Origin of the sequence: Streptomyces sp. NPDC101194 (assembly GCF_044767885.1) — a bacterium.
In the GTDB taxonomy this organism is placed as follows: domain Bacteria; phylum Actinomycetota; class Actinomycetes; order Streptomycetales; family Streptomycetaceae; genus Streptomyces.
The window spans coordinates 1,230,339-1,254,711 of record NZ_JBIWOS010000001.1; the positions used below are offsets into that span (position 1 = coordinate 1,230,339).

General features: G+C 69.7%; 17 protein-coding genes. 6 read left to right on the forward strand and 11 right to left on the reverse strand.

All coding sequences use genetic code 11. The features are described from left to right. Positions 1–41 precede the first annotated feature (41 nt). The 7 genes from ACIRP2_RS05405 to ACIRP2_RS05435 form a co-directional block, all read right to left on the reverse strand. On the reverse strand, positions 42–758 hold the full coding sequence (locus ACIRP2_RS05405; RefSeq protein ID WP_404246738.1) for an ABC transporter ATP-binding protein: 717 nt from the start codon (positions 756–758) through the stop codon (positions 42–44). Further along, entirely contained in the window at positions 755–1,702 is a 948-nt protein-coding gene (locus tag ACIRP2_RS05410; protein ID WP_404247189.1) for an ABC transporter ATP-binding protein, read from the reverse strand. The genes ACIRP2_RS05405 and ACIRP2_RS05410 overlap by 4 nt, the downstream gene beginning before the upstream one ends. Before the next feature lie 5 nt (positions 1,703–1,707). Further along, positions 1,708–3,507 (reverse strand): branched-chain amino acid ABC transporter permease, encoded by a 1,800-nt coding sequence (locus ACIRP2_RS05415; protein ID WP_404246740.1) that lies wholly within the window; start codon positions 3,505–3,507, stop codon positions 1,708–1,710. A 5-nt stretch (positions 3,508–3,512) separates the two neighbouring features. After that, complete coding sequence (locus tag ACIRP2_RS05420; protein ID WP_351081541.1) at positions 3,513–4,442, reverse strand: branched-chain amino acid ABC transporter permease; 930 nt, start codon at positions 4,440–4,442, stop codon at positions 3,513–3,515. Between the two features lie 102 nt (positions 4,443–4,544). Further along, positions 4,545–5,753, reverse strand: coding sequence for a branched-chain amino acid ABC transporter substrate-binding protein (locus ACIRP2_RS05425; protein ID WP_404247191.1), 1,209 nt, complete (start codon positions 5,751–5,753; stop codon positions 4,545–4,547). A gap of 670 nt (positions 5,754–6,423) precedes the next feature. Then, positions 6,424–6,894, reverse strand: a complete 471-nt coding sequence (locus tag ACIRP2_RS05430; RefSeq protein ID WP_404246742.1) for a PaaI family thioesterase — start codon at positions 6,892–6,894, stop codon at positions 6,424–6,426. A 124-nt stretch (positions 6,895–7,018) separates the two neighbouring features. After that, positions 7,019–9,340: an FdhF/YdeP family oxidoreductase gene (locus ACIRP2_RS05435; RefSeq protein ID WP_404246744.1), complete on the reverse strand. Its 2,322-nt coding sequence runs from the start codon at positions 9,338–9,340 to the stop codon at positions 7,019–7,021. 157 nt (positions 9,341–9,497) lie between these two features. Here ACIRP2_RS05435 and polA point away from each other — a divergent pair, with 157 nt between their 5' ends. Then, positions 9,498–12,209: a DNA polymerase I gene (polA, locus tag ACIRP2_RS05440; RefSeq protein ID WP_404246746.1), complete on the forward strand. Its 2,712-nt coding sequence runs from the start codon at positions 9,498–9,500 to the stop codon at positions 12,207–12,209. Between the two features lie 49 nt (positions 12,210–12,258). On the opposite strand, the gene ACIRP2_RS05445 is transcribed toward polA, so the two are convergent. Next, positions 12,259–13,086 carry a DUF4184 family protein gene (locus tag ACIRP2_RS05445; RefSeq protein WP_404246748.1) on the reverse strand — a complete coding sequence of 276 codons (828 nt, stop codon included), beginning with the start codon at positions 13,084–13,086 and terminating at the stop codon, positions 12,259–12,261. A 186-nt stretch (positions 13,087–13,272) separates the two neighbouring features. Between ACIRP2_RS05445 and ACIRP2_RS05450 the strand changes: the two genes are divergently transcribed. The 3 genes from ACIRP2_RS05450 to ACIRP2_RS05460 all read left to right on the forward strand — a co-directional run bounded on the left by ACIRP2_RS05450 (position 13,273) and on the right by ACIRP2_RS05460 (position 16,294). Beyond that, a complete protein-coding gene (locus ACIRP2_RS05450; RefSeq protein ID WP_404246750.1) occupies positions 13,273–14,964 on the forward strand; it encodes a lytic murein transglycosylase in 1,692 nt (563 codons plus the stop codon). Positions 14,965–15,106: 142 nt separating this feature from the next. Then, a complete protein-coding gene (locus ACIRP2_RS05455; RefSeq protein ID WP_351081551.1) occupies positions 15,107–15,244 on the forward strand; it encodes an SPW_0924 family protein in 138 nt (45 codons plus the stop codon). Positions 15,245–15,283: 39 nt separating this feature from the next. Then, entirely contained in the window at positions 15,284–16,294 is a 1,011-nt protein-coding gene (locus tag ACIRP2_RS05460) for a DUF3068 domain-containing protein (RefSeq protein WP_404246752.1), read from the forward strand. Between the two features lie 42 nt (positions 16,295–16,336). Here ACIRP2_RS05460 and hrpB read toward each other — a convergent pair whose 3' ends face one another. Both hrpB and ACIRP2_RS05470 read right to left on the reverse strand, forming a co-directional pair. Further along, the gene (gene hrpB, locus ACIRP2_RS05465) at positions 16,337–18,829 is read right to left on the reverse strand and encodes an ATP-dependent helicase HrpB (RefSeq protein ID WP_404246754.1); all 2,493 of its coding nucleotides are present in this window, start codon (positions 18,827–18,829) and stop codon (positions 16,337–16,339) included. 67 nt (positions 18,830–18,896) lie between these two features. Beyond that, a complete protein-coding gene (locus ACIRP2_RS05470) occupies positions 18,897–19,721 on the reverse strand; it encodes a class I SAM-dependent methyltransferase (RefSeq protein WP_404246756.1) in 825 nt (274 codons plus the stop codon). A gap of 398 nt (positions 19,722–20,119) precedes the next feature. On the opposite strand from ACIRP2_RS05470, the gene rpsA reads away from it, so the two are divergent. Further along, positions 20,120–21,631 (forward strand): 30S ribosomal protein S1, encoded by a 1,512-nt coding sequence (gene rpsA, locus ACIRP2_RS05475; protein WP_072483117.1) that lies wholly within the window; start codon positions 20,120–20,122, stop codon positions 21,629–21,631. A 103-nt stretch (positions 21,632–21,734) separates the two neighbouring features. Here the strand turns inward: rpsA and ACIRP2_RS05480 are convergent, their stop codons facing one another. After that, positions 21,735–22,697 carry a right-handed parallel beta-helix repeat-containing protein gene (locus ACIRP2_RS05480; RefSeq protein ID WP_404246758.1) on the reverse strand — a complete coding sequence of 321 codons (963 nt, stop codon included), beginning with the start codon at positions 22,695–22,697 and terminating at the stop codon, positions 21,735–21,737. Positions 22,698–23,424: 727 nt separating this feature from the next. Between ACIRP2_RS05480 and ACIRP2_RS05485 the strand changes: the two genes are divergently transcribed. Then, positions 23,425–24,363: a PAC2 family protein gene (locus tag ACIRP2_RS05485; RefSeq protein ID WP_404246760.1), complete on the forward strand. Its 939-nt coding sequence runs from the start codon at positions 23,425–23,427 to the stop codon at positions 24,361–24,363. Positions 24,364–24,373 lie beyond the last annotated feature (10 nt).

Sequence of the window (24,373 nt, forward strand, 5' to 3'; positions counted from 1 at the left end):
GATCCGGGATGCGGGCCTCTTTCGTCCGTACGTCGAGTGCGTCAGTCCTCGCCGAGGTAGGCCTTGCGGACGGACTCGTCGTGGAGGAGGTCCGCGCCGGTGCCGGAGAGGACGATCTTGCCGACCTCCATGACGTGTCCCTGGTCCGCGAGGGAGAGCGCGGCCTGGGCGTTCTGCTCGACGAGCAGGATGGTGGTGCCCTGGGCCTTGAGTTCGACGATGGTCTCCATGATCTTCTGCATCATGATCGGGGAGAGGCCCATGGAGGGCTCGTCGAGCATCAGGAGCTTGGGCTGGCACATGAGGGCCCTGCCCATGGCGAGCATCTGCTGTTCCCCGCCGGAGAGGGTTCCGGCGGCCTGCTTCCGGCGTTCCCCGAGGATGGGGAAGAGGTCGTAGGCGCGCTGGATGTCCTTCTCGATGCCCGCCTTGTCGTTGCGGAGGTAGGCGCCGAGCTGGAGGTTCTCGGTGATCGTCAGCCGGGGGAAGATGTGGCGTCCCTCGGGGGAGTGGGCGAGGCCCAGGGAGACGATCTTGTGGGCGGGGATGTTGTTGAGCGGTTTGCCGTCGAAGACGATGCTGCCGCCGACGGGCTTGAGGAGCCCGGAGAGGGTGCGCAGGGTGGTGGTCTTGCCTGCACCGTTGGTGCCGATGAGGGTGACGACCTGGCCGGCTTCGACGGTGAAGGAGATGCCCTTGACGGCTTCGATCTTGCCGTAGGCGACGCGGAGATCCTCGACCTCCAGCAGTGCGGTCATCGGGTGTCCTCCTCCTCGGTGCCGGTGGTGCCGGTGGTGCCGGTGGTGCCGGTGGTGCCGGTAGTGCTAGTGGTGCTGTTGGTGTCGGCGTTGTCGGCCGTCTTCGTGGCGCCTGCTTCGGCGGCTTCGACCTCGGCGACTTCTTCGGCGCCGGGGGCGCCTTCGAAGGGGGTGCCGAGGTAGGCGGCGACGACGCGTTCGTCGCTCTGGACGACGTCGGAGGTGCCCTCGACGAGCTTTTCGCCCTGGACGAGGACGGCGACGCGGTCGCAGAGGTTGAAGATGAAGCGCATGTCGTGCTCGATGACGAGGACGGCGATGCCCTGGTCGCGGATGGCGAAGATGAGTTCTTCGGTGACGCGGGTTTCCTGGGGGTTCATGCCGGCGGTGGGCTCGTCCAGGAGGAGGAGTCCGGGGTCGCTGGCGAGTGCGCGGGCGATCTCCAGCTTGCGCTGGTCTCCGTAGGGGAGGTTGCGCGCGAGGTGGTCGGCCTTGTCCTGGAGGCCGATGAACTCCAGGAGTTCCATGGCGCGTTCGCGGCTGGCGTGCTCGGCCCTGGTGAATCCGGGCAGCCGCAGGAGGGCGGACCAGAGGCCTTCCTTGGTCCTGGTGTGGCGTCCGACGAGGACGTTCTCCAGGACGGTCATGTTGGCGAAGAGCCGGATGTTCTGGAAGGTGCGGGCGATGCCTGCCTGGGTGACGAGGTGGGGCTTGGGCGGCAGGACGGCGCCCTTGTAGCTGACCTGGCCCTCGGTGGGGACGTACAGGCCGGTGAGGCAGTTGAAGAAGGTGGTCTTGCCGGCGCCGTTGGGGCCGATCAGACCGACGATCTCGCCCGTCTTGACGGTGAGGTCGACGTTGCGTACGGCGGTGAGACCGCCGAAGCGCATGGTGACGCCGTTGGCGTCGAGGACGGTGGTGGCGGTTTTCGTGGTGGTGGTCATGGTGGTCACGCCCCCGCCTTGGCGATGCCGGCGCCGGTCTCTTCGGACTGCCGTGGTTCCGGTACGTCGGGCTGGTCGGACTCGTGGAATTCGAGTTGCTTCCTGCGGTCGGCGACCAGTCCTTCGGGACGCAGGCGCATCAGGAGGATGAGTGCGACGCCGAAGAGGAAGAGCTGGTAGTCCTGCATGAACTGCAGCTTGGCCGGGATGAGGTAGAGGAGTGCGGCGCCGACGAGGGGGCCGCTGAGGGTTCCCATGCCGCCGAGGATGACCGCGGCGAGCAGGAAGGCGGAGTTCGGCGGTACGGAGCCGGCGAACTGGTACTGCTCGGGTGTCACCGTGTAGTTGACGTGTGCCTGGACGGTTCCGGCGAGTCCGGCGAGGGTGGCGCCGAGGGCGAAGGCGAGCAGCTTGAGCCGGAAGGCGTTGATGCCCATGGCGGTGGCCGCGGTCTCGTCCTCGCGGATGGCGACCCAGGCGCGGCCGATGCGGGATTCTCCGGAGCGACGGAAGACGAGGACGACGACGGCGGTGAAGACGAGCATCAGCAGGTAGTAGTTGGCGGACCTGCCGAGGGTGAAGCCGAGGATGTCGTGTTTGAGTCCGAAGTCGAATCCGAAGAAATTGAGGTCGGGGATGCTGGGGATGCCCTGGGAGCCGTTGGTGAGGTCGGGTCCGCTGTTGCCGTTGAGGTTGTTCACGGTGAGGCGGAAGATTTCACCGAAGCCGAGGGTGACGATGGCGAGGTAGTCGCCGCGCAGTCGCAGGGTGGGGGCGCCGATGAGGACGCCGAAGACGAGCGAGGCTCCGGCGCCGGTGAGTACGGCGGCCCAGAAGGGGAATTCGACGCCGATGGCCGACATGGTGGAGCCGGAGACCAGGGCGGCGGCGTAGGCGCCGACGCCGAGGAAGGCGACGTATCCGAGGTCGAGGAGGCCTGCGAGGCCGACGACGACGTTGAGGCCGAGTGCCACGGTCGCGAAGATGAGGATGTTGGCGCCGATGAGCGCGTACTCCTCCTTCTGCTGGGTGAACGGGAAGCAGACGGCTGCGACGAGGGCGGCGGCGAGGGTGACGTTGCGGTGTTTCGCGGTCAGCGTGGTGATGCGGGCGACGAGTCCGGCGCGGTGGAGTGCGGTGAACGCGAATCCGACGGTGATGAGGAAGCCGATGAAGAGTTCGGCGTACCTGGTGTCGACGCCGTAGCTGAAGACGTAGAGGAGTGCGCCGAAGGCGACGGCGATGATGAGGATTTCGGCCCAGGCGGGGAGCGGTTCGGCGCGGCCGGCGGCGGGGGCGCCGAGGCTGTTGCGGAAGCGCTGCCAGGCGGTGGGATCCGTGGTCGTGGTGGGGTGGGGCTGGTCGTCGGGGAGTCCGAGTGCGGCGATGGCGGCGATGAGTGCGCCGATGCCGCTGACCCAGGCGCCGGGTTCCAGGTTGACGACGCCGCCGAGGTCGTAGGCGATGGCGCCGATGGTGTAGCCGGTGGTGCCGAGGGTGCCGAGTGCCAGGAGGCGGACGGGGCTGTTGGTGCCGCCGGGGGTGAGCCAGCCGAGGCCTCGGATGCCGTACCCGGAGAGTGTGAGGAGCAGGGTGAGTGCGGCGCTGATGAGGGTGAGGACCTGGAGGCCGCCGGGGTAGCCGGTGACGGTGAGGTCGCCGGGGAATTCGCTGGTCCAGGTCCAGGCGAGGAAGGTGCCGGCGAGTGCGATGGCGGCGCCTGCGAGGGTGCCGATGCGGGCTGCGGCTGCGGGGACCGGGAGGAAGGCGGCGGGTCCGGGCGCGGTGGTGTGGTTGGTGGTCATGCGTATCACGCCCGATCCGCGACGCGTTCGCCGAGCAGGCCCTGGGGGCGGAGCAGCAGGACGATGATGAGGAGGACGAAGGCCCATACGTCCTTCCAGGCACCGCCGCCGAAGAGTTCCATGCCGGGGACGTTGCTCATGTAGCCGGTGGCGAGGGATTCGGCGACGCCCAGTACGACTCCGCCGAGCATGGCGCCGTAGATGTTGCCGATGCCGCCGAGGACTGCTGCGGTGAAGGCTTTGAGGCCCATGATGAAGCCCATTTTGAAGCCGATCTGGCCGTTCTTGAGCCCGTAGGCGACGGCGGCGACGGCGGCGAACGCGGCGCCGATGGCGAAGGCCATGACGATGATGCGGTCGGTGTTGATGCCCATGAGCTTGGCGGTGTCGGGGTCCTGGCTGGTGGCCTGCATGCCGCGGCCGGAGCGGGTCTTGGAGACGAAGAGTCCGAGGGCGAGCATGCAGATGGGTGCCGTGATGAGGACGAAGAGGTCACCGCGTTGGATGTGGGCGCCGAAGATGTCGATCGCTTCGCCCTTGAACTGGGGGAAGGAGCGGTCCTTCTTGGCGTCGGGGTACCACTTCCAGATGGCCTGCTGGAGTGCGAGGGAGAGTCCGATCGCGGTGATGAGCGGGGCCAGTCTGGGTGCGTTGCGCAGGGGCCGGTAGGCGAAGCGTTCGGCGGCGGCGCTGACGGCGACGGAGCATATGACGCCGCCGATGATCATGAGTGGGATGATCGCGAGGAGGGAGACACCGGCCGGCATCCAGAGGTACACGGTGAGAGCTCCGAAGCCTCCGATCATGAAGATCTCGCCGTGGGCGAAGTTGATGAGCTGGATGATTCCGTAGACCATCGTGTAGCCGATCGCGATGAGACCGTACATCGCGCCGAGGATGAGTCCATTGGCCAGCTGTTGCGGCAGTTCGTTCACCGCAGGGCCTCCGTGGAGTGGTTCGGATATGGCACCGCGCGGGAGCGCTGGTGGCGCTCCCGCGCGGTCTGGTGGGTCAGCGAGGTGTGACCGGGAGCTTGGTTACGGCTTGTAGGCCTCGCTGAGCTTGGACGTCCACTTGCCGCCGTCGACCTGGTAGGCGGTCATCATGGTGTTGGTGGTGTCGCCGAATTCGTCGAAGGAGACGGGGCCGGTGACACCGTCGAACTTGACCTTGCTCATGGCGTCGAGGACCTTGGCGCGGAGGTCGTCGGGGACCTTGCCGTTGTTGTCGGCGACGGCGAGCTTGACGGCTTCGATGATCGACCAGGTGGCGTCGTAGGTGCCGCCGCCGTAGGCCTCGTAGGCGTCCTTGTATCCGGCCGTCTTGTAGTCCGCGATGAACTTCTTGGCGGAGTCGAGTTCTTCGACGGGCTTGCCGACGGAGGTGGCGATGTCGCCCTGGGCCTTCTTGTTGAGCTTGATGAAGTCGGCGCTGTACATGCCGTCGCCGCCCATGAGGGGGATCTGGACGCTGTCCTTGAGCTGCTGGCTCAGGGGTGCGCCGGCGGGGTACTCGCCGCCGTAGTAGACGGCCTTGGCGCCGGACTTCTTGACCTTGGTGACGACGGCGTTGAAGTCGCGGTCGTCGGGGTTGACGTGGTCGTTGCCGACGATCTTGCCGCCGAGGGTGGTGAAGGTGTTCTTGAAGGAGGCCGCGAGACCGGCGCCGTAGGGCTTCTGGTCGTCGATGAGGTAGACCTGCTTGATCTTCGCGTTGTTGAAGAGGTACTTCGCGGCGAAGGCGCCCTGGATCTGGTCCGTGGTGGCGGTGCGGAAGTAGGTCTTGTAGGGGCGCTTCTTGTCGCCGGTCTTCCAGTTCTCGCCCTGGGTGAGCTCGGTGCCGGTGTTGGCGGGGGAGACCTGGGTGAGGCCGGCGTCGTTGAGCGGCTTCTGCATCGACTGGGAGACGCCGGAGTTCAGGGGGCCGACGACGCCGACGACGGTGTCGTCGTCGATGAACTTCTGGGCGTTCTGCTGGCCGACGGAGGGCTGGGCCTGGTCGTCGAGCGGCTTGACCTCGAACTTGATGCCGGGGACGGTCTTGTCCTTGTTGGCCGTCTTGGCGGCGAGGTCCGCGGAGTTCTTGATGCCGAGGCCGAGGGCGGACAGGTCGCCGGTGATGGGCGCGTCGACGCCGATGACGACGGTCTGGGTGTCGCCGCTGCTGCTGTTATTGCTGTCGTCGCGCGACCCGCAGGCGGTGAGTGTCAGTGCTCCGGTGGTGAGCACTGTGGTGAGGATGAGCAACGAACGGTGTCGCACGAAAGGTCCTTTCCCTGGCGCGGCCTCCTCTGCTTGAGGTGCCGTGTCGTTCGCCGGGCCGTACTGGTTGGTACAGGGCCGTGCTGCAGACGCGCCCGGCGGCGCGGTGACTGGCGGTGACTCTAGGCGCAGGTGTGGTGGTCCGGGATGGGTCCGCCGCAGGATGTGACTGTCTTGTTATGCCCTTGAGGAAGGCTTGAGGTGGCTGTGCGGACATGTACGGCTTTTTGCCGGTCGGTGAAGTGACCGCATTCTGAGAACGCGCAGCTCTGCTAAGGGGCTTGAGCAGATCTTGGTGCTGTCGCGCGATGTGGGTCGGGGAGAGGTCCGGGTGGGCGCGACGAACTGCCCGGCGTCCGGAGGCCGGGTTCGGAGTGCTGCGTGAAGGTGTGTGTGTGCCAGGCACGCTTGTTACGCAGTGTTACATATGGCGCTGTGTGGCGACGCGGTGTTGCCTGTGCGGAATGCGTCGGCGGTGTGGCCGGAGTGCTGAGTGGGCCACACAACGATCAGTGAGGTCAAGGGAGTTGGCTGAATCGATTGTTCAACTGTGCTCCTTGTGGCGGTGGTTGTGGGTGGAAATGGAGCTGCCCGGACGGAACGGGGTCCGGCCGGGCAGCGGTGTCGGTGGCGTTGCGCGAGGTGTTTCGGCGGGTCAGGCGGCGCCGGCCTGCGGTGCGTCGCGGAGCATGCAGGTGAGGCGGGCGGTGCAGACCCGCTTGTCGTGCTCGTCGGTGATGACGATCTCGTAGGTGGCGGTGGAACGGCCGCGGTGTACGGGGGTGGCGATGCCGGTGACGAGTCCGCTGCGTACCCCTCGGTGATGGGTGCAGTTCAGGTCGACGCCGACGGCGAGCTTGGTCGCGCCGCCGTGCAGCATGGAGCCGATCGAGCCGAGGGTCTCGGCGAGGACGGCGGAGGCGCCGCCGTGGAGCAGTCCGTACGGCTGGGTGTTGCCCTCGACGGGCATGGTGCCGACGACACGGTCCGCGGAGGCTTCGACGATCGTGACTCCCATGCGTTCGCCCAGGTGGCCGGCGGAGAAGAGGGCGGGCAGGTCGACGCCGAGTGCGGCGTACTCGTCGATGATCTCCTGGGGGAATGTGGGTGCGGTGTGCTCGCCCATGGGCCGGCTCCGATCGTCCGATTCATAGCTTTATTGCTGTGTGCATCGTTCTTATCAGACGACTGAGCGAACGCTTAGTGGGTTGTGGGAGCGGATTTCCCCGGACGTTCCGCTCCCGGCCCTTCTACCCCTGGACGTTCTCCCCGCGGGCGTTCGCCGCGTGGGTGTTCTCTTTCCGGGTGTTCTCGAAGCGGACGACCACGGACTTGCTGGCAGGGGTGTTGCTGGTGTCTGCCGTCGAGCCGAGGGGGACCAGCACGTTGGTCTCCGGGTAGTAGGCGGCGGCGCAGCCCCGGGCGGTCGGGTAGTGCACGACGCGGAAGCCGGGGGCGCGGCGTTCCACACCGTCCTTCCATTCGCTGACGAGGTCGGTGTACGCGCCGTCGGCGAGGTCGAGGGCGCGGGCGTCGTCGGGGTTGACCAGGACGACTCGGCGGCCGCCCTTGATGCCGCGGTAGCGGTCGTCGAGGCCGTAGATCGTGGTGTTGTACTGGTCGTGCGAGCGCAGGGTCTGCAACAGCAGCCTGCCTTCGGGTAGTTCGGGGTATTCCACGGGTGCGGCGGTGAAGTTGGCCCTGCCGGTCGCGGTGGGGAAGCGGCGCTCGTCGCGCGGGGCGTGCGGGAGGGTGAAGCCGCCCGGTTCGGCGACGCGGGCGTTGAAGTTCTCGAAGCCGGGGACGACGCGTGAGATGCGGTCGCGGATCGTCGCGTAGTCCCTCTCGAACTCCTCCCAGGGGGTGGCGGATCCGGGGCCGAGGGCGGCGCGGGCGAGGCGGGCGACGATGGCGGGCTCGGAGAGCAGGTGCGGGCTCGCCGGGGTGAGGTTGCCGCGCGAGGCGTGGACCATGCTCATGGAGTCCTCGACCGTGACGAACTGCTTGCCGCTCGCCTGGACGTCCTTGTCGGTACGGCCCAGCGTGGGCAGGATCAGCGCGCGGGTGCCGGTCACGGCGTGCGAGCGGTTGAGCTTGGTGGAGACATGGACGGTGAGGCGGGCGCGGCGCATCGCGGCCTCGGTGACCTCCGTGTCGGGGGTGGCCGCGACGAAGTTGCCGCCCATGGCGAAGAAGACCTTGGCGTCGCCGTCGCGCAGTGCCTGGATGGAGCGGACGACGTCGTAGCCGTGGTGGCGCGGTGAGGTGATCGAGAATTCCTTGTCGAGCGCGTCGAGGAATTCGGGCGAGGGCCGTTCGAAGATGCCCATGGTGCGGTCGCCCTGGACGTTGGAGTGGCCGCGGACGGGGCAGACCCCGGCGCCGGGACGGCCGATGTTGCCGCGCAGCAGCAGGAAGTTGACGACTTCGCGGATGGTCGGCACGGAGTGCTTGTGCTGGGTGAGGCCCATGGCCCAGCACACGATGGTGCGCTTCGAGGCCAGGATCATGGCGAGCGCCTCCTCGACGGCGCCGCGGTCGAGGCCGGTGGCGGCGAGGGTCTGCTCCCAGTCGGCTTCGCGGGCCGCGGCGGCGAACTCCTCGTAGCCGTGGGTGTGCTCCCGCACGAAGGCTTCGTCGACGGCGCCCTGGGTCTGAAGGATCAGTTTGTTGAGAAGTCGGAAGAGGGCCTGGTCGCCGCCGATACGGATCTGCAGGAAGAGGTCGGTGAGCGCGGCGCCCCTGATCATGCCGAGCGGGGTCTGCGGATTCTTGAACCGCCCCAGACCGGCCTCGGGCAGCGGATTCACCGAAATGATCTTCGCGCCCCCGGACTTGGCCTTCTCCAGGGCGGAGAGCATCCGGGGATGGTTGGTACCGGGATTCTGTCCGGCGACGATGATCAGGTCCGCCCGGTGGAGGTCCTCCAGCGAGACGCTGCCCTTGCCGATGCCGATGGTCTGCGTCAGTGCCGAGCCGGAGGACTCGTGGCACATGTTGGAGCAGTCGGGGAGGTTGTTGGTGCCGAATTCGCGGGCGAACAGCTGGAGGAGGAACGCGGCCTCGTTGCTGGTGCGCCCCGAGGTGTAGAAGAGGGCCTCGTCGGGGGAGCCGAGCGCGCCCAGCTCCTCGGCGATGACGCCGAAGGCGCGCTCCCAGGTCACCGCCTCGTACCGCTCGGCGCCCTCGGGGAGGTACATCGGCTGGGTGATCCGGCCCTGCTGGCCCAGCCAGTACCCGCTGCGCGAGGCGAGGTCGGCGACGGGGTGGGCGGCGAAGAAGTCGGGGGTGACCCGGCGCAGCGTCGCCTCCTCGGCGACGGCCTTGGCGCCGTTCTCGCAGAATTCCGCGGTGTGCCGCTTGTCACCCTCGGGCCAGGCGCAGCCGGGGCAGTCGAAGCCGTTCTTCTGGTTGACCTTGAGGAGGGTCTGTGCGGTGCGCCGCACGCCCATCTGCTGCTGGGCGATCAGCAGGCTGTGGGCCACGGCCGGCAGTCCGGCGGCGGCGTGCTGCGCCGGCTCGATCAGCGGCGCGTCCTGGACCGGGTCACCTTCGGGCGGCTTCGTGGCCATGGTGCGCTCCCCTTCGGGCCGACTGCGGACCTGCGCGGTGCGCGTACGCATCGACGCGGTATGTGTTCGTCCTGCGATTTTGTCACGCGGCACCGACAGAGGTGCCGGGTGTCACGTCCGGTCGGGATTGTCAGTGGTCCGTGGCAGGATCGGGGGCGTGGCTGAGACGGCATCGAAGAAGACGGCAGACAACCGACCGCGCCTGCTCCTGATGGACGGGCACTCCCTGGCGTACCGGGCGTTCTTTGCGCTGCCTGCGGAGAATTTCACGACAGGGTCGGGGCAGCCGACGAACGCGGTGTACGGCTTCGCGTCGATGCTGGCGAACACGCTGCGTGATGAGGCGCCGACGCATTTCGCGGTGGCGTTCGACGTCTCCCGCAAGACCTGGCGCTCCGAGGAGTTCCCCGAGTACAAGGCGAACCGCTCGAAGACCCCGGACGAGTTCAAGGGGCAGGTGGAGCTGATCGGCGAGCTGCTCGACGCGATGAACGCCGACCGTTTCGCGGTCGAGGGTTTCGAGGCGGACGATGTCATCGCGACGCTGGCGACCCAGGCCGAGGCGGCCGGTTTCGAGGTGCTGATCGTCACCGGTGACCGCGATTCGTTCCAGCTGATCACGGACAACGTCACCGTGCTGTACCCGACCAAGGGGGTCTCGGAGCTGACGCGCTTCACCCCGGCGAAGGTCGAGGAGAAGTACGGGCTCACGCCGCAGCAGTACCCGGACTTCGCGGCGCTGCGCGGCGACCCGTCGGACAACCTCCCCGGCATCCCCGGCGTCGGCGAGAAGACCGCCGCGAAGTGGATCAACCAGTTCGGTTCGTTCGACGAACTGGTGGAGCGCGCCGAGGAGGTCAAGGGCAAGGCGGGCCAGAATTTCCGGGACCACCTGGACGCGGTGCGGATGAACCGCAGGCTGACCGAGATGGTCCGCGACGTGGAGCTGCCGAAGATCCCGCAGGACCTGGAGCGCGCGCCGTACGACCGCACCGCGGTGACGGGTGTGCTGGACGTCCTGGAGATCCGTAACCCGAGCCTGCGCGAGCGGCTGCTGGCCGTCGACCCGGGCGCGGCCGAGGACGAGGCCCCGGAGCCCGCCGCGGGCGTCGAGCTGGACGGCGCGGTGCTGGGCGCGGGCGAGCTGGCGCCCTGGCTCGCCGAGCACGGCGGGCAGCCGCTCGGCGTGGCCACCGTCGACACATGGGCGGTGGGTGCCGGCACGGTCACCGAGGTCGCGCTCGCCGCGGCCGGCGGCGCGGCGGCCTGGTTCGACCCGGCGGAGCTCGACGAGGGCGACGAGCAGGCGTTCGCCGCCTGGATCGCCGACGCGCGTCGGCCGAAGGTCATGCACAACGCGAAGAGCGCCATGCGGGTCTTCCCGGAGCACGGCTGGCAGGTCGACGGCGTCACGATGGACACCGCGCTGGCCGCCTATCTGGTCAAGCCCGGCCGTCGTTCCTTCGCGCTGGACGCGTTGGCGGTGGAGTACCTCGGCCGGGAGCTGGCCCCCGCGGCGGCGGCCGACGGGCAGCTGGCCTTCGGCGCCGACGACCGGGCCGAGGCCGACGCCCTGATGACGCAGGCCCGCGCGGTCCTGGATCTGGGCGACGCGTTCACCACCCGGCTGGCGGAGGTCGGCGCGACCGACCTGCTGCACGGCATGGAGCTGCCGACGTCCGCTCTGCTGGCCCGTCTGGAGCGGCACGGCATCGCCGCCGACCGGGCCCATCTGGAAGGCATGGAGCAGCAGTTCGCCGGTGCGGTGCAGCAGGCGGTGAAGGAGGCGCACGCCGCGGTCGGCCGCGAGTTCAACCTCGGCTCGCCCAAGCAGCTCCAGGAAGTGCTCTTCGGTGAGCTGGGCCTGCCGAAGACGAAGAAGACGAAGACCGGGTACACGACGGACGCCGACGCCCTGGCCTGGCTCGCCGCGCAGACCGAGCACGAGCTGCCGGTCATCATGCTGCGCCACCGCGAGCAGGCGAAGCTGCGGGTCACCGTCGAGGGCCTGATCAAGACGATCGCGGCCGACGGCCGTATCCACACCACGTTCAACCAGACGGTGGCGGCGACCGGCCGGCTCTCCTCCACCGACCCCAACCTGCAGAACATCCCGGTCCGTACGGACGAGGGCCGGGCCATTCGCCGGGGCTTCGTGGTCGGCGAGGGCTTCGAGACGCTGATGACGGCCGACTACAGCCAGATCGAACTGCGGGTGATGGCTCATCTCTCCGAGGACGCGGGCCTGATCGAGGCATTCACCTCCGGCGAGGACCTGCACACGACGGTCGCCTCGCAGGTCTTCGGCGTCGACAAGTCCGCCGTCGACCCGGAGATGCGCCGCAAGATCAAGGCCATGAGCTACGGACTCGCATACGGGCTCTCCGCGTTCGGCCTGTCCCAGCAGCTGAACATCGAGGCGGGTGAGGCACGCGGGCTGATGGACACCTACTTCGAGCGGTTCGGCGGAGTGCGTGACTATCTGCACCGTGTGGTGGAGGAGGCCAGGGCCACCGGCTACACGGAGACGGTCTTCGGCCGCCGCCGCTATCTCCCCGATCTCAACAGCGACAACCGCCAACGCCGCGAGATGGCCGAGCGGATGGCGCTCAACGCCCCGATCCAGGGCACCGCGGCGGACATCGTCAAGGTCGCCATGCTCCAGGTCGACCGGGCGCTGACCGAGCGGAAGCTGAAGTCCCGCATGCTGCTCCAGGTCCATGACGAAATCGTCCTGGAGATCGCCGAGGGCGAGCGGGCCCAGGTGGAGGAGATTCTCCGCCACGAGATGTCCACGGCCGTGCAGTTGCGTGCCCCGCTGGACGTCTCGGTCGGCGTCGGTACGGACTGGGAGTCCGCCGCGCACTGACCGCGGCGGTACGCCGGACGGGCCGGGCTCCGGACGGGCCCCTGAGGATTCAGGCCCGTCCGGCGACGACCGGGGGAGCGGACGCGCGCGTACGCCGCAGCCGCATCCACACCCCGTACAGCACCAGGCCCACCGCCAACCCCGCCCCCGCGCCGAAGCAGGCGGTCGGGATGATGTCCAGCGGTGTGTCGATGTGCTGGAAATGCGCATACCAGCGTGCGCACCGGTGCACGACGCCGAGCAGTACGCAGACGCCGAGCAGCACGCCCACCGCCCACCGCCCGCGACGGCCCAGCACCGGCACGGACGGCGGGACGGGGTGCGCCCCGGCCCGCCGCAGCCCCGATGCCGTGAACCACGCGAGCACAGCCAGTGCCGCCGCCGAACTGCCGTACTGCACCAGCTGGAACACCGGAAATCCGCCGACGTTCCCGCCGAGCACCGGAACCAGCCGCACACCCCACCGGTCGTGATGCGTGAAGGCGTCCCAGACGACATGGGTGGCGGCCCCGACGACCGCCGACAGCACGAACCACCCGCCGTCCCGGACCCGCCACGTCCTTCGTCGCCCCCGCACGAAGGCATGCACCCGGCCCTGCCAGGCCTGCGGCAGCAGTGCCACCAGCGGTTCGCGCAGCAGCAGCCACAGCGCCACCACCGCCGCCGCGATCAGCACATCGACCGTGCACACGCCGCCCACCGAGTGGGTGACCCGGCCGAACTCCATGGCACCGGGGATCGCGGTGTCCGCGTAGTACGTCATGTCGGGGGCGAACGAACCCGCGACGAGGGCGGAGGCGAGCAGCGGGCCCCGCGCCGTCCCGTTCCGCCGCATCCCCGGCAGCACGGCGGCGGCATGACTGAGTGTGAACGGCATGGCGGTCAGTATGCGTGAGCCCCCGGCCTCCGCCGGGCCACGGCCGTACAACTTGCTGTCGGGAACGTGAAAAACAGGTAAGAACCGGTCAGGGCACAGTGTCCCGGCGGCACAAGTTGCCGTAGGGTCGCCTGAGTCCTGGCGCTGGGGAGCGCGGACAGCCGTCGACGGGGAGGGACCAGGGGTATGGCAGCGCAATTCGGTCGCCGACTTCGCAAGGGGGCGACCACCACCGCCGTGGCCGCCGTCGCCGTGGCGGCGCTCTCGGCCTCAGGAGCCCCCGGTACACCGCTGGTCGGCGACAGCGGCGACCCGCAGGCCACCGGAACAGCGCCTTCGCCCGACAGCGGCGCGGCCACCGGCAATTCGCCGTACTACACGGACCTGCCCCCGCTGAACACGCCCGACAAACCGGGGACCAGCACGAACCTCCCCGTCACCGGCCGAGCGGAATCGGGCATACCGGCTTCGATCCTGGCCGCGTACAAGAAGGCCGAACAGAAGATCGCCGGCAGCGACGCCGCCTGCCGACTGCCATGGCAACTGCTTGCAGCGATCGGCAAGGTCGAGTCCGGTCATGCCCGCGGCGGCAGGGTCGACGCGAACGGCACCACGTTCTCCCCGATCCTCGGTCCGGTCCTCGACGGCCGGGGCTTCGCCATGATCAAGGACACCGACAACGGGGTGTACGACGGGGACTCGACCCACGACCGAGCCGTCGGCCCGATGCAGTTCATCCCGTCCACCTGGGCGACCTGGGGCCAGGACGGCAACGGCGACGGCCGCGAGGACCCCAACAACATCTACGACGCGGCCCTCGCCGCCGGACGCTATCTCTGCGCCGGCTCCCGCGATCTGTCCGTCGCCGCGGATCTCGACCGGGCGGTCCTGAGCTACAACCACTCGGACGTCTACCTCCGTACGGTCCGCTCCTGGTTCGAGTACTACAAGCGCGGCACCCACGAGATCCCCGACGGCACCGGATCGGTCCCGCCCGGCCTCGGCGGCGGTACGGACCCGGGTCCCGGCAGCCCGACTCCGTCCCCTTCGCCGTCCGGAACGACAAAGCCGAAGCCGAAGCCGAAGCCGAAGCCGAGCCCGAACCCTTCGAAGCCGGGCGGCGGCACCACCCCGACCCCGAAGCCCACCCCCGAGCCGTCGCAGACCCTCGCGGGTGTGGAGAACGCCGGCACCGGCCCGCTGACCGCCACGGCGGGCGACGCGTTCGCCGAGCGGATCAAGGTGCGGGCCAGGAACAGTCTCGGCGGCCCGCTCGCCAAGGTGTCCGTGACCTTCACCGTCGCCGGTGACACGGACGCCACCTTCAGCGGCAAGAAGACCGCCGTCACCCTTCTCACCGGAGCCGACGGCACGGTCACCGCCCCGGTGCTGAACGCGGGCGGGACGACAGGGACGTTCACGGTGCGGGCCGTCGCCACCGGCCGCTCGCTGCCGGCCGTCACCTACTCCGCGACCGTCACCGCCCGACGGGCCGACGCGATCGCCAGGACCGACGACAAGGCACTGACCGCCGCGCCCGGCACCGAGTTCGCCGACATCGTCGAGGTCAAGGCCACCTACAAGGGCGCGATCGCCTCCGGGGTCGCCGTCACCGCCACCATGATCACCGACGCCGACGAGCCGGCCGAGAACGACAAGGGCCCGTACTTCAAGGACGAGGACGGCAAGACCGTCCGTACCCTCACGGACCTCGCGACCGACGCCGACGGCATCCTGAAGCTTCCGAAGATCTACGCGGACGACGCCGAGGGCACCTACAAGCTGCGCCTCACCACCGAGGGCGGTGCCACGATCGTCATCGAGCTCGGGATCGAGGCCCCGGCGGCAACTGAGGCCCCGGAGCCCCCCGCCGCCTGACCCGCCCGGCCGCATTGCCACGACAGCCCCTCCGCCACCACGGCAGAGGGGCTGTCCTACGTGTTCTCATCTCACGCCCGCATTGCTACGGTGCCCCAACCCTGACGACCCATCAGATCCGTGCTTCCCGGGAGGATCCGGCATGCGTGCCTTCGTCGCCGCCGCCATCGGGCTGGCCGCAGCCCTCGCGCTCGTCCTCACCATCAGCGCGATCGGCGCCCCGCCCGGGGAAACCTCGCCCAAACCTCTGCTGACCACCGTCCCGGGCCCCAAGAACTAGTCACCGGAAGAAGCAACAGAAGCTGAGGGAGGCACCACCATGCGCCGTCGAGCCAGCCTCGTACTCCTGGCCTTCGCCGTGTTCTTCGCCGCCATGTCGCCCCTGCTGCGCTGGTACGCCTTCCCGAGGCTGGCGAAGATCCCGCCCAGTCAGTACCAGGAAACGGTGCTGGAGGCGAAACCCGCCACCCTCCTCGACTACAACGACAACATGAAGGTCAAGCGGGTCCCCAAGGTCACCATCGTGCAGACCCTCAAGGGCAATGTGGAGGAGTCCGAGAAGATCGAGCGCAGCGCCGGACGCGACGTCGTCGTCTGGGACGCCCTCAGCTACGTGGTCGGTCCGGACGGCAAGATGGTCTCCGAGATCCCCGAGCGCTACATCTTCGACGCGCACAGCCAGGCCCCCGTCCACGCCACGGGCGAAATGGTCGACGGTGATCCGGTCAGGCGCGAGGGCATCGAGTTCAAGTGGCCCTTCCTCACCCAGAAACGCGACTACGAGTACTTCGACGCCCAGGCCCGCACCAGCTCGCCGATCCACTACAAGGGCACCCGCACCTTCCACGGCATGGACGTCTACTACTTCGAGCAGACCATTCCGTGGACCAAGGTCCCGATGCCGAAGAAGATGCCCATCAAGGGCGTCACCCCGGAGCAGATCGCGAAGACGGGCATGACCCGCTGGTACACCACCAAGCGCATGTTCTGGGTGGACCCGGTCACCGGGGCGCCCGTGAACGGCGAGGAGGTCCACAAGGAGGAGCTGCGCAACGCCAAGGCGATGGGTCTGCCGAAGGACACCGTCACCGTGTTCGCCGGGCATGTGAAGATGCGCGAGGACTACGTCGATTCGATCGTCGCCCTGGTCAAGTCCCAGCGCCTGCTGGTCCTGCTGCTCACCTCGTACCTGCCCTGGGGCTTCCTCGCCCTCGGCGCCGGACTGCTCGCACTCGCCCTGTGGCTGGAGGCCCGTTCGCGGCGCCCGGACGGCGAACTGCCCGACGGGGCACCGGCACCCGCCCCGGACCCGCAACCCGCTCCCGCCTGAGCCGGGCCACGGAGGGTCCGGCAGCAGGCTTCGCGGCGTCGCCTACTGCCGGGCCCTCTTCGTGAACCGGGTCGCCTCCACCGTCGTGGGGTCCTGCGGCCACGGGTGCTTCGGATAGCGGCCGCGCAGTTCCGCCCGCACGGCCCGGTAGCCGTCCCGCCAGAACGACGCCAGGTCCGCGGTGACGGCCGCGGGCCGGCCGGCCGGGGACAGCAGATGGACCAGCACCGGCACCCCGGCCACCCTCGGGGTCTCCTGCAGGCCGAACAGCTCCTGGAGCTTCACCGCGAGTACGGGCTGCGCCCCGCCGTACTCCACCCTGATACGGGAGCCGCTCGGCACCTCGATCCGTTCCGGCGCCAGCTCGTCCAGCCGCGCCGCCTCACCGGTCGCCCACGGCAGCAGCCGCCGCAACGCCTGTCCCGCGTCGATCCGTGCGAGGTCGGAGCGCCGCCGCGCCCGGGACAACTCCGGCTCCAGCCACTCCCCGGTGCGGTCCAGCAGGACACCGTCGGACACATCGGGCCAGGGCGCCCCCGACTCCCGGTGCAAGAACGCGAGCCGTTCCCGCAACTGCTCGCTCTCACGCGTCCAGCGCAGCAGCCCGAGCCCTTCGCGCCGCAGTCCCTCGACCAGCGCCTCGCGCACCAGCCCGGGCACCGGCTCCTTCAGCGGGCGCACCGACAGCTCGACGGCACCCAGCCGCTCCACCCTGCGGGCGACCACATCGCCGTCGGCCCAGCGGACCTCCTCACCCGCGAACCGCAGATGCCCGGCAGCCGTCCGCGCCGTGTCCTCGTCGATCACGGCGGCGAGCCGCACCCGCGCGGACGCCGCGTGCGCGGGCCGGTCGGCGACCGCGACCGCCAGCCACGGCGCACCGCGCAGCCCCGAGCCGTCCCGCACCTGCGCACCCGTGCCCGACACCATCAGGAACGCCCCCTCGCCCCGGGCCCGTGCCACCCGCTCCGGGAACGCCAGGGCGGCCACCAGACCGACGGCTCCGTCGTCCGGGCCCGACCCCCCGCCCGCGTCCCGGACCGAGGAGGAGAGCCGCCGGACCTCCTGCCGCCAGCGCGCCGCATACCCGTCCCCGCCACGCCGGGCGGTCCGCAGCGCGGCCGCCAGATCGTCCCCGTACTCCCGCGGCGGCTCCTCGCTCAGCAGCGCCACCACCTCGGCCGCTCTCCGCCCGCCCACCTCGACCGCGCCGTCCAGCAGCGCCCGCGCCAGCCGCGGATGCAGGCCGAGCCGGGACATCCGTACGCCCCGGTCGGTCACCCGCCCGTCGGCATCCACCGCGCCGACGGCCGTCAGCACCTCGCGTGCCGCGCGCATCGCACCCGACGGCGGTGGATCGAGCAGCGCCAGCCCCGACGCGTCCGGATCGCCCCAGCACGCCGCCTGCAACGCGAAAGCCGCCAGATCCGCGACCTCGATCTCCGGGGACGGGAACCGCGCGAGCCGCCCGTCCTCCGCCTGCTCCCAGCACCGGTACACCGCCCCCGGCGCCTCACGCCCGGCCCGGCCCGCCCGCTGCCTCCCCGTCGCCTGCGACGCCCGCACCGTCGTCAGCGCGCTCAACCCCCGCGCGTGATCGGTGCGCGGCTCCCTGGCCAGCCCCGAGTCGACCACGACCCGCACCCCGGGCACCGTCAGGGACGACTCCGCCACCGACGTGGCCAGTACCACCCGCCGACTCCCGGACGACCCGGCCAGCACCGCGTCCTGCACCGCGGCCGGAGCCCGCCCGTGCACCTGGAGCACCTCGGCCCCCACCCCCGCCAGCTGCCCCGCCACCCGCCCGATCTCGCCGACACCGGGCAGGAAGCACAGCACATCGCCGTCCCGCTCGGCGAGTGCCCGGCGCACCGTGGCCGCGACATGCGTCAGCAGCGCCGGATCGACCCTCATCCCGTGCGGCGGCCTCGCCGGGGCGGCGGGCGGCGCCCAGACCACCTCCACCGGATGCGGGACACCCCGGGCCTCCACCACGGGGGCGTCGCCCAGCAGCCGCGCCCAGCCCGCGGCGTCCGTCGTCGCCGACGCGGCCACCAGCCGCAGATCGGGCCGGATCGCCTCCCGCACATCAAGAAGGAACGCGGCGACCGTGTCCGCGTCCAGATGACGCTCATGGCACTCGTCGATGATCACCGCGTCGACCCCGGACAACTCCTGGTCGCGCTGCAGCCGCTGAAGCAGCACCCCGGTGGTCACCACCTCCACCACGGTGTCGCGCCCCACCACCCGCTCCCCGCGGACCGTGAACCCCACCCGCCCGCCGGCCTGCTCCCCGATCAGCCACGCCATCCGCCGCGCCGCCGCCCGGGCCGCGATCCGCCGAGGCTCGGCGACCACCACCCGGCGCACCGGCCCGCCACCGGTCAGACCGGCCAGGACCAGCGGTACGAGGGTCGTCTTGCCGGTGCCGGGCGGCGCGCAGAGCACCGCGACACCGCGGTCGTCGAGCGCCCGCTCCAGGGCGGGCACAGCGGTGCGTACGGGCAACTGGTCCAGGGCGTCGGTACGGATCACGCCCCCAGTCTCGTACGGCGCGCCCCCGCGCCCGTACCCGATACCGCTCCCGGGAGCGGAGGCGGTATCAGCCCCGTCGCCGGTCCCGTTCGCAGACGAAGATCGCCGTGCCCGGGATCAGGTTCCCGCGCAGCGGGGACCAGCCGCCCCACTCCTGGTGGTTCCAGGCGGGCCATTCCGGTTCGACCAGATCGACCAGACGGAAACCGCCGGCCACCACGTCCCGCACCCGGTCGCCCAGCGTCCGGTGGTGCTCGACGTACACGGCGTTTCCCTGCTCGTCCTGCTCGACGTAGGGGGTGCGGTCGAAGTACGAGGCCGCGACCGAGAGCCCCTCGGGTCCGGGCTCGTCCGGGAACGCCCAGCGGATCGGATGCGTCACCGAGAAGACCCAGCGGCCCCCGGGGCGCAGCACCCGGTGCACCTCGCGGAACACCTGCACCGGGTCGGCGACGAACGGCACCGCGCCGTATGCGGAGCACGCCAGGTCGAAGGAGCCGTCCCGGAAGGGCAGCACGCCCGCGTCGGCCTCCACCAGGGGGACCCGGCCGCCGATCCGCAGCGCGTGCTGCAACTGCCGGTGCGAGAGGTCGAGGGCCACCGGACGGGCCCCCCTGGTGGCGAGCCAGCGCGAGCACTGCGCCGCGCCCGCGCCGATCTCCAGGACGTCCAGGCCCTTCAGCGACTCGGCGGGGCCGAGCAGGCCGGCCTCGGCCTCGTCGAGCCCCTCCGGCCCCCAGATGAATCGGTCGTCGCCGAGGAAGGTGCCGTGGTCGCTCTGGTACTCGTCGGCGTTCCGGTCCCACCAGCCGCGACTGGCCCGGGTGCTCTCGGCTTCCGAGGCGTCGCGGCGGGTCGCCTCGGGTTCGGCCGCGTAGATCTCTTGGCTCATCGTGCCCGTCGTTGTAGTTTGCCTTCACCCCGCCGTACGCGGTATGTACCCAGGGACAGCTGCCCGTACGGCTCCGTACCCGCGGATTGTCCCCTGGGGCCGATGTGGCCTCGGGGAACACGAATTGTGCCGGATATGGGCTGTTGCGCCCCGGGTGTGCGCCTTCGCGCATTGACCGTGCCCGGCTGCCCCCGTATGCTACAAGTTGCGCTGCGAGCCTGCGCGCCTCAGACCTAGCAGGCCGCGCTCGCGTCTGTTGTATGTCCCCTCGGCTCACGAGGCGCCTCCCGTTCGGCGGGTGCGGTGCTTCCCGGGCTGTCCGGCTTCAGCGGAGGCGATACGGGCTCCCGGCGTAGCAGTACCTACGACTCACTGTCCGTACCGGAGCCCTTTCCCACATGACGAGCAGCACCGAGACCACCGCCACCACCCCGCAGGTAGCGGTCAACGACATCGGTAACGAGGAAGCCTTCCTCGCCGCGATCGACGAGACGATCAAGTACTTCAACGACGGCGACATCGTCGACGGCGTCATCGTGAAGGTCGACCGGGACGAGGTCCTGCTCGACATCGGTTACAAGACCGAAGGCGTCATCCCCTCCCGCGAGCTTTCGATCAAGCACGACGTCGACCCCAACGAGGTCGTCAAGGTCGGCGACGAGATCGAGGCCCTGGTTCTCCAGAAGGAGGACAAGGAAGGCCGCCTCATCCTGTCCAAGAAGCGCGCTCAGTACGAGCGTGCCTGGGGCACGATCGAGAAGATCAAGGAAGAGGACGGCATCGTCACCGGTACCGTCATCGAGGTCGTCAAGGGTGGTCTCATCCTCGACATCGGCCTCCGTGGCTTCCTGCCGGCCTCCCTGGTCGAGATGCGCCGCGTCCGCGACCTCCAGCCCTACGTGGGCAAGGAGCTCGAAGCCAAGATCATCGAGCTGGACAAGAACCGCAACAACGTGGTCCTGTCCCGCCGTGCCTGGCTGGAGCAGACCCAGAGCGAGGTCCGCCAGACGTTCCTCACGACCCTGCAGAAGGGCCAGGTCCGCTCCGGCGTCGTCTCCTCGATCGTCAACTTCGGTGCGTTCGTGGACCTCGGCGGCGTCGACGGTCTCGTGCACGTCTCCGAGCTGTCCTGGAAGCACATCGACCACCCCTCCGAGGTTGTCGAGGTCGGCCAGGAGGTCACCGTCGAGGTTCTCGACGTCGACATGGACCGCGAGCGCGTCTCGCTGTCGCTCAAGGCGACGCAGGAAGACCCGTGGCAGCAGTTCGCCCGTACGCACCAGATCGGGCAGGTCGTTCCCGGTAAGGTCACCAAGCTCGTTCCGTTCGGTGCGTTCGTGCGTGTCGACGAGGGCATCGAGGGCCTGGTCCACATCTCCGAGCTGGCCGAGCGCCACGTGGAGATCCCGGAGCAGGTCGTCCAGGTCAACGACGAGATCTTCGTCAAGGTCATCGACATCGACCTGGAGCGTCGCCGCATCAGCCTCTCGCTGAAGCAGGCCAACGAGTCCTTCGGTGCCGACCCGGCGTCGGTCGAGTTCGACCCGACCCTGTACGGCATGGCCGCGTCCTACGACGACCAGGGCAACTACATCTACCCCGAGGGCTTCGACCCCGAGACCAACGACTGGCTCGAGGGCTACGAGACCCAGCGCGAGGCGTGGGAGACGCAGTACGCCGAGGCGCAGCAGCGCTTCGAGCAGCACCAGGCCCAGGTCATCAAGTCCCGCGAGGCCGACGAGGCCGCTGCTGCCGAGGGCGCTGCCGCCCCGGCCGGCGGCGCCCCGGCTGCCTCCGGCGGCAGCGGTGGCGGCTCGTACTCCTCGGAGTCCGCGGACAACTCCGGCGCCCTGGCGTCGGACGAGGCCCTGGCTGCCCTGCGCGAGAAGCTGGCGGGCGGCCAGAGCTGACGCTCTGCCCCTCCGGCCGGTGAGTGATCGCCGTAGCTGAAAGTGAGGCCCGTTCCCTTCGGGGAGCGGGCCTCACTCGTGTCCGCGGCCGTCCGGCGAGTCGTTACGGCGTGACGGTGATGTTGGTCAGCCCCTTGCCACCGGTCACCGTGTTGCTGCTGTAGACGGTGGTCGGGCAGCTCGTGCTGTAGTTGGTGACGTTGAACGCGATCTGCTTGTCACCCTTGGAGCCGGACAGGTTCGAGGTGTTGTTGCGGAAGACGGTGCCGCAGCCCCAGCCGCTCTGCTGGGTGTGGGTCTCGTAGCCGTTGTTGGTCGTACGCGTCCCCTTGTTGCCGTCGACCAGGACGTTGTTGCCCTTCACGTCGACCCAGGAGTCGTCGTAGTTGGCGCCGGTCAGCCCGCTGCCGTCGAAGATGTTGCCGATGATCTTCGCGCCGGTGGTCCCTTCCTTGATGTCGACGTTCTCGCCGCCGACCCCCGGCCCGATCGTGTTGTTCAGGATCTGGACCTGGTCGCTCCTGTCGGAGAGGTCGCCCGCTGTGCCGACGTAGACGCCCTCGCCCATGCCGCGGCCGTCGTGCCCGGTGTCGTAGATCCGTGAGTTCTTGATGACGCCGTTCCTGCTGGACTTGCGGAAGTGGACGCCCTCCATGTCCAGGTCGTGCACGGTGACCGAGTCGATCACGACTCCGGTGGCGGTGTCGGCCATGATGCCCTTCTGGCCGCCGGTGACCGTGATGCCCCGGACGGTCCAGTAGGAGGCGCCGTCGAGGTGCAGCCCGTAGCCGCCGCCGGCGGTGAGGACGGCTCCGGCGGATCCGGTGAGGGTGATCCGGGCGGAGGCGGTGCCGGGGACGGTCGCCTTGAAGTTGCCGGTGTACGTGCCATCGGCGAGTCGGATCGTGTCGCCGGGGGACGCGGCGGCGAGGGCGGACTTGAGCTGGGCCGCGGTGTTCACATCGATGACGGCCGCAGCGTTCGCGTCGGTCGCGGAGGTCAGGGCGAGACCACCGGTGGCGAGCACGGTGGCCAGCAGTGCGGGGAACGGCGTACGGATGCGCATGGGGGTGCCTTCCGTCGAAGGAGTTCAAGACGTTCTCGTACATGAATGTGGGGCGAGTGTCTGAACGTGCTGCCCAGTGACGGTAGGGAGGGCGTGTGGGCCTGTCAAGGTATGGACCATTGTTCGTGGGGCATCGGGCGGGCCGAAGAGGGGAAAGCGGCGCGATGCGCCAAGAACTGACGGTTCGTGACAAGCCCGGCCGGGACCCCGGCAACCTCAACATCCCGGGGCGGGCGGGGGCATGACGCATGCTTCGCGCAACTCGCCCGTGGCGCCGGGCACGAGCCGCCGTGCGTTTCCGCCCGAGGCCGGCACCACCGGTGGCGGGGCGCGATGTCCACGGTCGCGGGGCCCTCGGCCTCGCCCTCACCGCTCGGCCGTCCGTGATCCCGCTCCTCCGCTGTCACGAACTCGGCGTTCCGGCCGAGGTGTTCACCGACGTGAATGCCTGGGTCCATGTCTTCCACGAGAAGGCAGGGACGAGGACTCCGGTGCGCCACCGCACCGCCGGGCCGTCGGGTGCGTCCGCTGCGCGGGTGACCGCCTCGGTCACACGGATGCCGGGCGGCACGGCGCGTCCACCTCTGTGCGGAAGGTGGTGACGGCGCTCCGCGTCCGCGTTCTCGCATAGGTTCTGGCATGAACCACCGGGTGAGGGGGCACGGTCCGGGAATGCCCGTGCCCTGCCGGACGTTCTGCTCTAGGAACATGAGGAGGAGCGGTAACCGTGCCTGATCCGCAGAGTTTGTACGAATGGGAGCCGAAGGGGCTGGCCGTCGTCGACATGGCGCTCGCCCAGGAGTCGGCCGGCCTGGTCATGCTCTACCACTTCGACGGATACATCGACGCGGGTGAGACGGGCGAGCAGATCGTCGACGGACTGCTCGAAACGCTGCCGCACCAGGTCGTCGCCAGCTTCGACCACGACCGGCTCGTCGACTACCGCGCGCGGCGCCCACTGCTGACCTTCCGGCGTGACCGCTGGGCGGCCTACGAGACCCCGACGCTCGACGTCCGGGTCGTCCAGGACGCCACCGGCGCGCCCTTCCTGCTGCTTTCCGGGCCCGAACCCGATGTGGAGTGGGAGCGCTTCGCCGCTGCCGTCGAGCAGATCGTCGAGCGCCTCGGTGTCCGCCTGGCGGTGAACTTCCACGGCATCCCGATGGGCGTTCCGCACACGCGCCCGGTCGGCGTGACCCCGCACGGCAACCGCACGGACCTCGTGCCCGGCCACCGCAGCCCGTTCGACGAGGCGCAGGTGCCCGGCTCCGCCGAGGCCCTGGTGGAGTACCGGCTGATGGAGGCCGGACACGACGTCCTGGGCGTCGCCGCCCACGTGCCGCACTACGTCGCCCGCTCCGCCTACCCGGACGCGGCGCTCACCGCCCTGGAGTCGATCACGGCCGCCACCGGCCTGGTCCTGCCGACCGTCGCCCACGCGCTGCGCACGGAGGCCCACCGGACCCAGACCGAGATCGACCGGCAGATCGGCCAGGGGGACGAGGAACTCGTCTCGCTCGTCGAGGGCCTCGAGCACCAGTACGACGCGGTCGCGGGTTCCGAGACCCGGGGCAATCTGGTCGCCGAGCCGGTCGACCTGCCGTCCGCCGACGAGATCGGCCGCGAGTTCGAGCGGTTCCTCGCGGAGCGTGAGGGAGACGCCTGACCGGACGACG

Bases quoted from the DNA above. Each gene is read 5' to 3' on its own strand.
- ACIRP2_RS05405 (WP_404246738.1), bottom strand. From the start codon at position 758: ATGACCGCACTGCTGGAGGTCGAGGATCTCCGCGTCGCCTACGGCAAG.
- ACIRP2_RS05410 (WP_404247189.1), bottom strand. From the start codon at position 1,702: ATGACCACCACCACGAAAACCGCCACCACCGTCCTCGACGCCAACGGC.
- ACIRP2_RS05415 (WP_404246740.1), bottom strand. From the start codon at position 3,507: ATGACCACCAACCACACCACCGCGCCCGGACCCGCCGCCTTCCTCCCG.
- ACIRP2_RS05430 (WP_404246742.1), bottom strand. From the start codon at position 6,894: ATGGGCGAGCACACCGCACCCACATTCCCCCAGGAGATCATCGACGAG.
- ACIRP2_RS05435 (WP_404246744.1), bottom strand. From the start codon at position 9,340: ATGGCCACGAAGCCGCCCGAAGGTGACCCGGTCCAGGACGCGCCGCTG.
- ACIRP2_RS05445 (WP_404246748.1), bottom strand. From the start codon at position 13,086: ATGCCGTTCACACTCAGTCATGCCGCCGCCGTGCTGCCGGGGATGCGG.
- ACIRP2_RS05450 (WP_404246750.1), top strand. From the start codon at position 13,273: ATGGCAGCGCAATTCGGTCGCCGACTTCGCAAGGGGGCGACCACCACC.
- ACIRP2_RS05455 (WP_351081551.1), top strand. From the start codon at position 15,107: ATGCGTGCCTTCGTCGCCGCCGCCATCGGGCTGGCCGCAGCCCTCGCG.
- ACIRP2_RS05460 (WP_404246752.1), top strand. From the start codon at position 15,284: ATGCGCCGTCGAGCCAGCCTCGTACTCCTGGCCTTCGCCGTGTTCTTC.
- ACIRP2_RS05470 (WP_404246756.1), bottom strand. From the start codon at position 19,721: ATGAGCCAAGAGATCTACGCGGCCGAACCCGAGGCGACCCGCCGCGAC.
- rpsA (WP_072483117.1), top strand. From the start codon at position 20,120: ATGACGAGCAGCACCGAGACCACCGCCACCACCCCGCAGGTAGCGGTC.
- ACIRP2_RS05480 (WP_404246758.1), bottom strand. From the start codon at position 22,697: ATGCGCATCCGTACGCCGTTCCCCGCACTGCTGGCCACCGTGCTCGCC.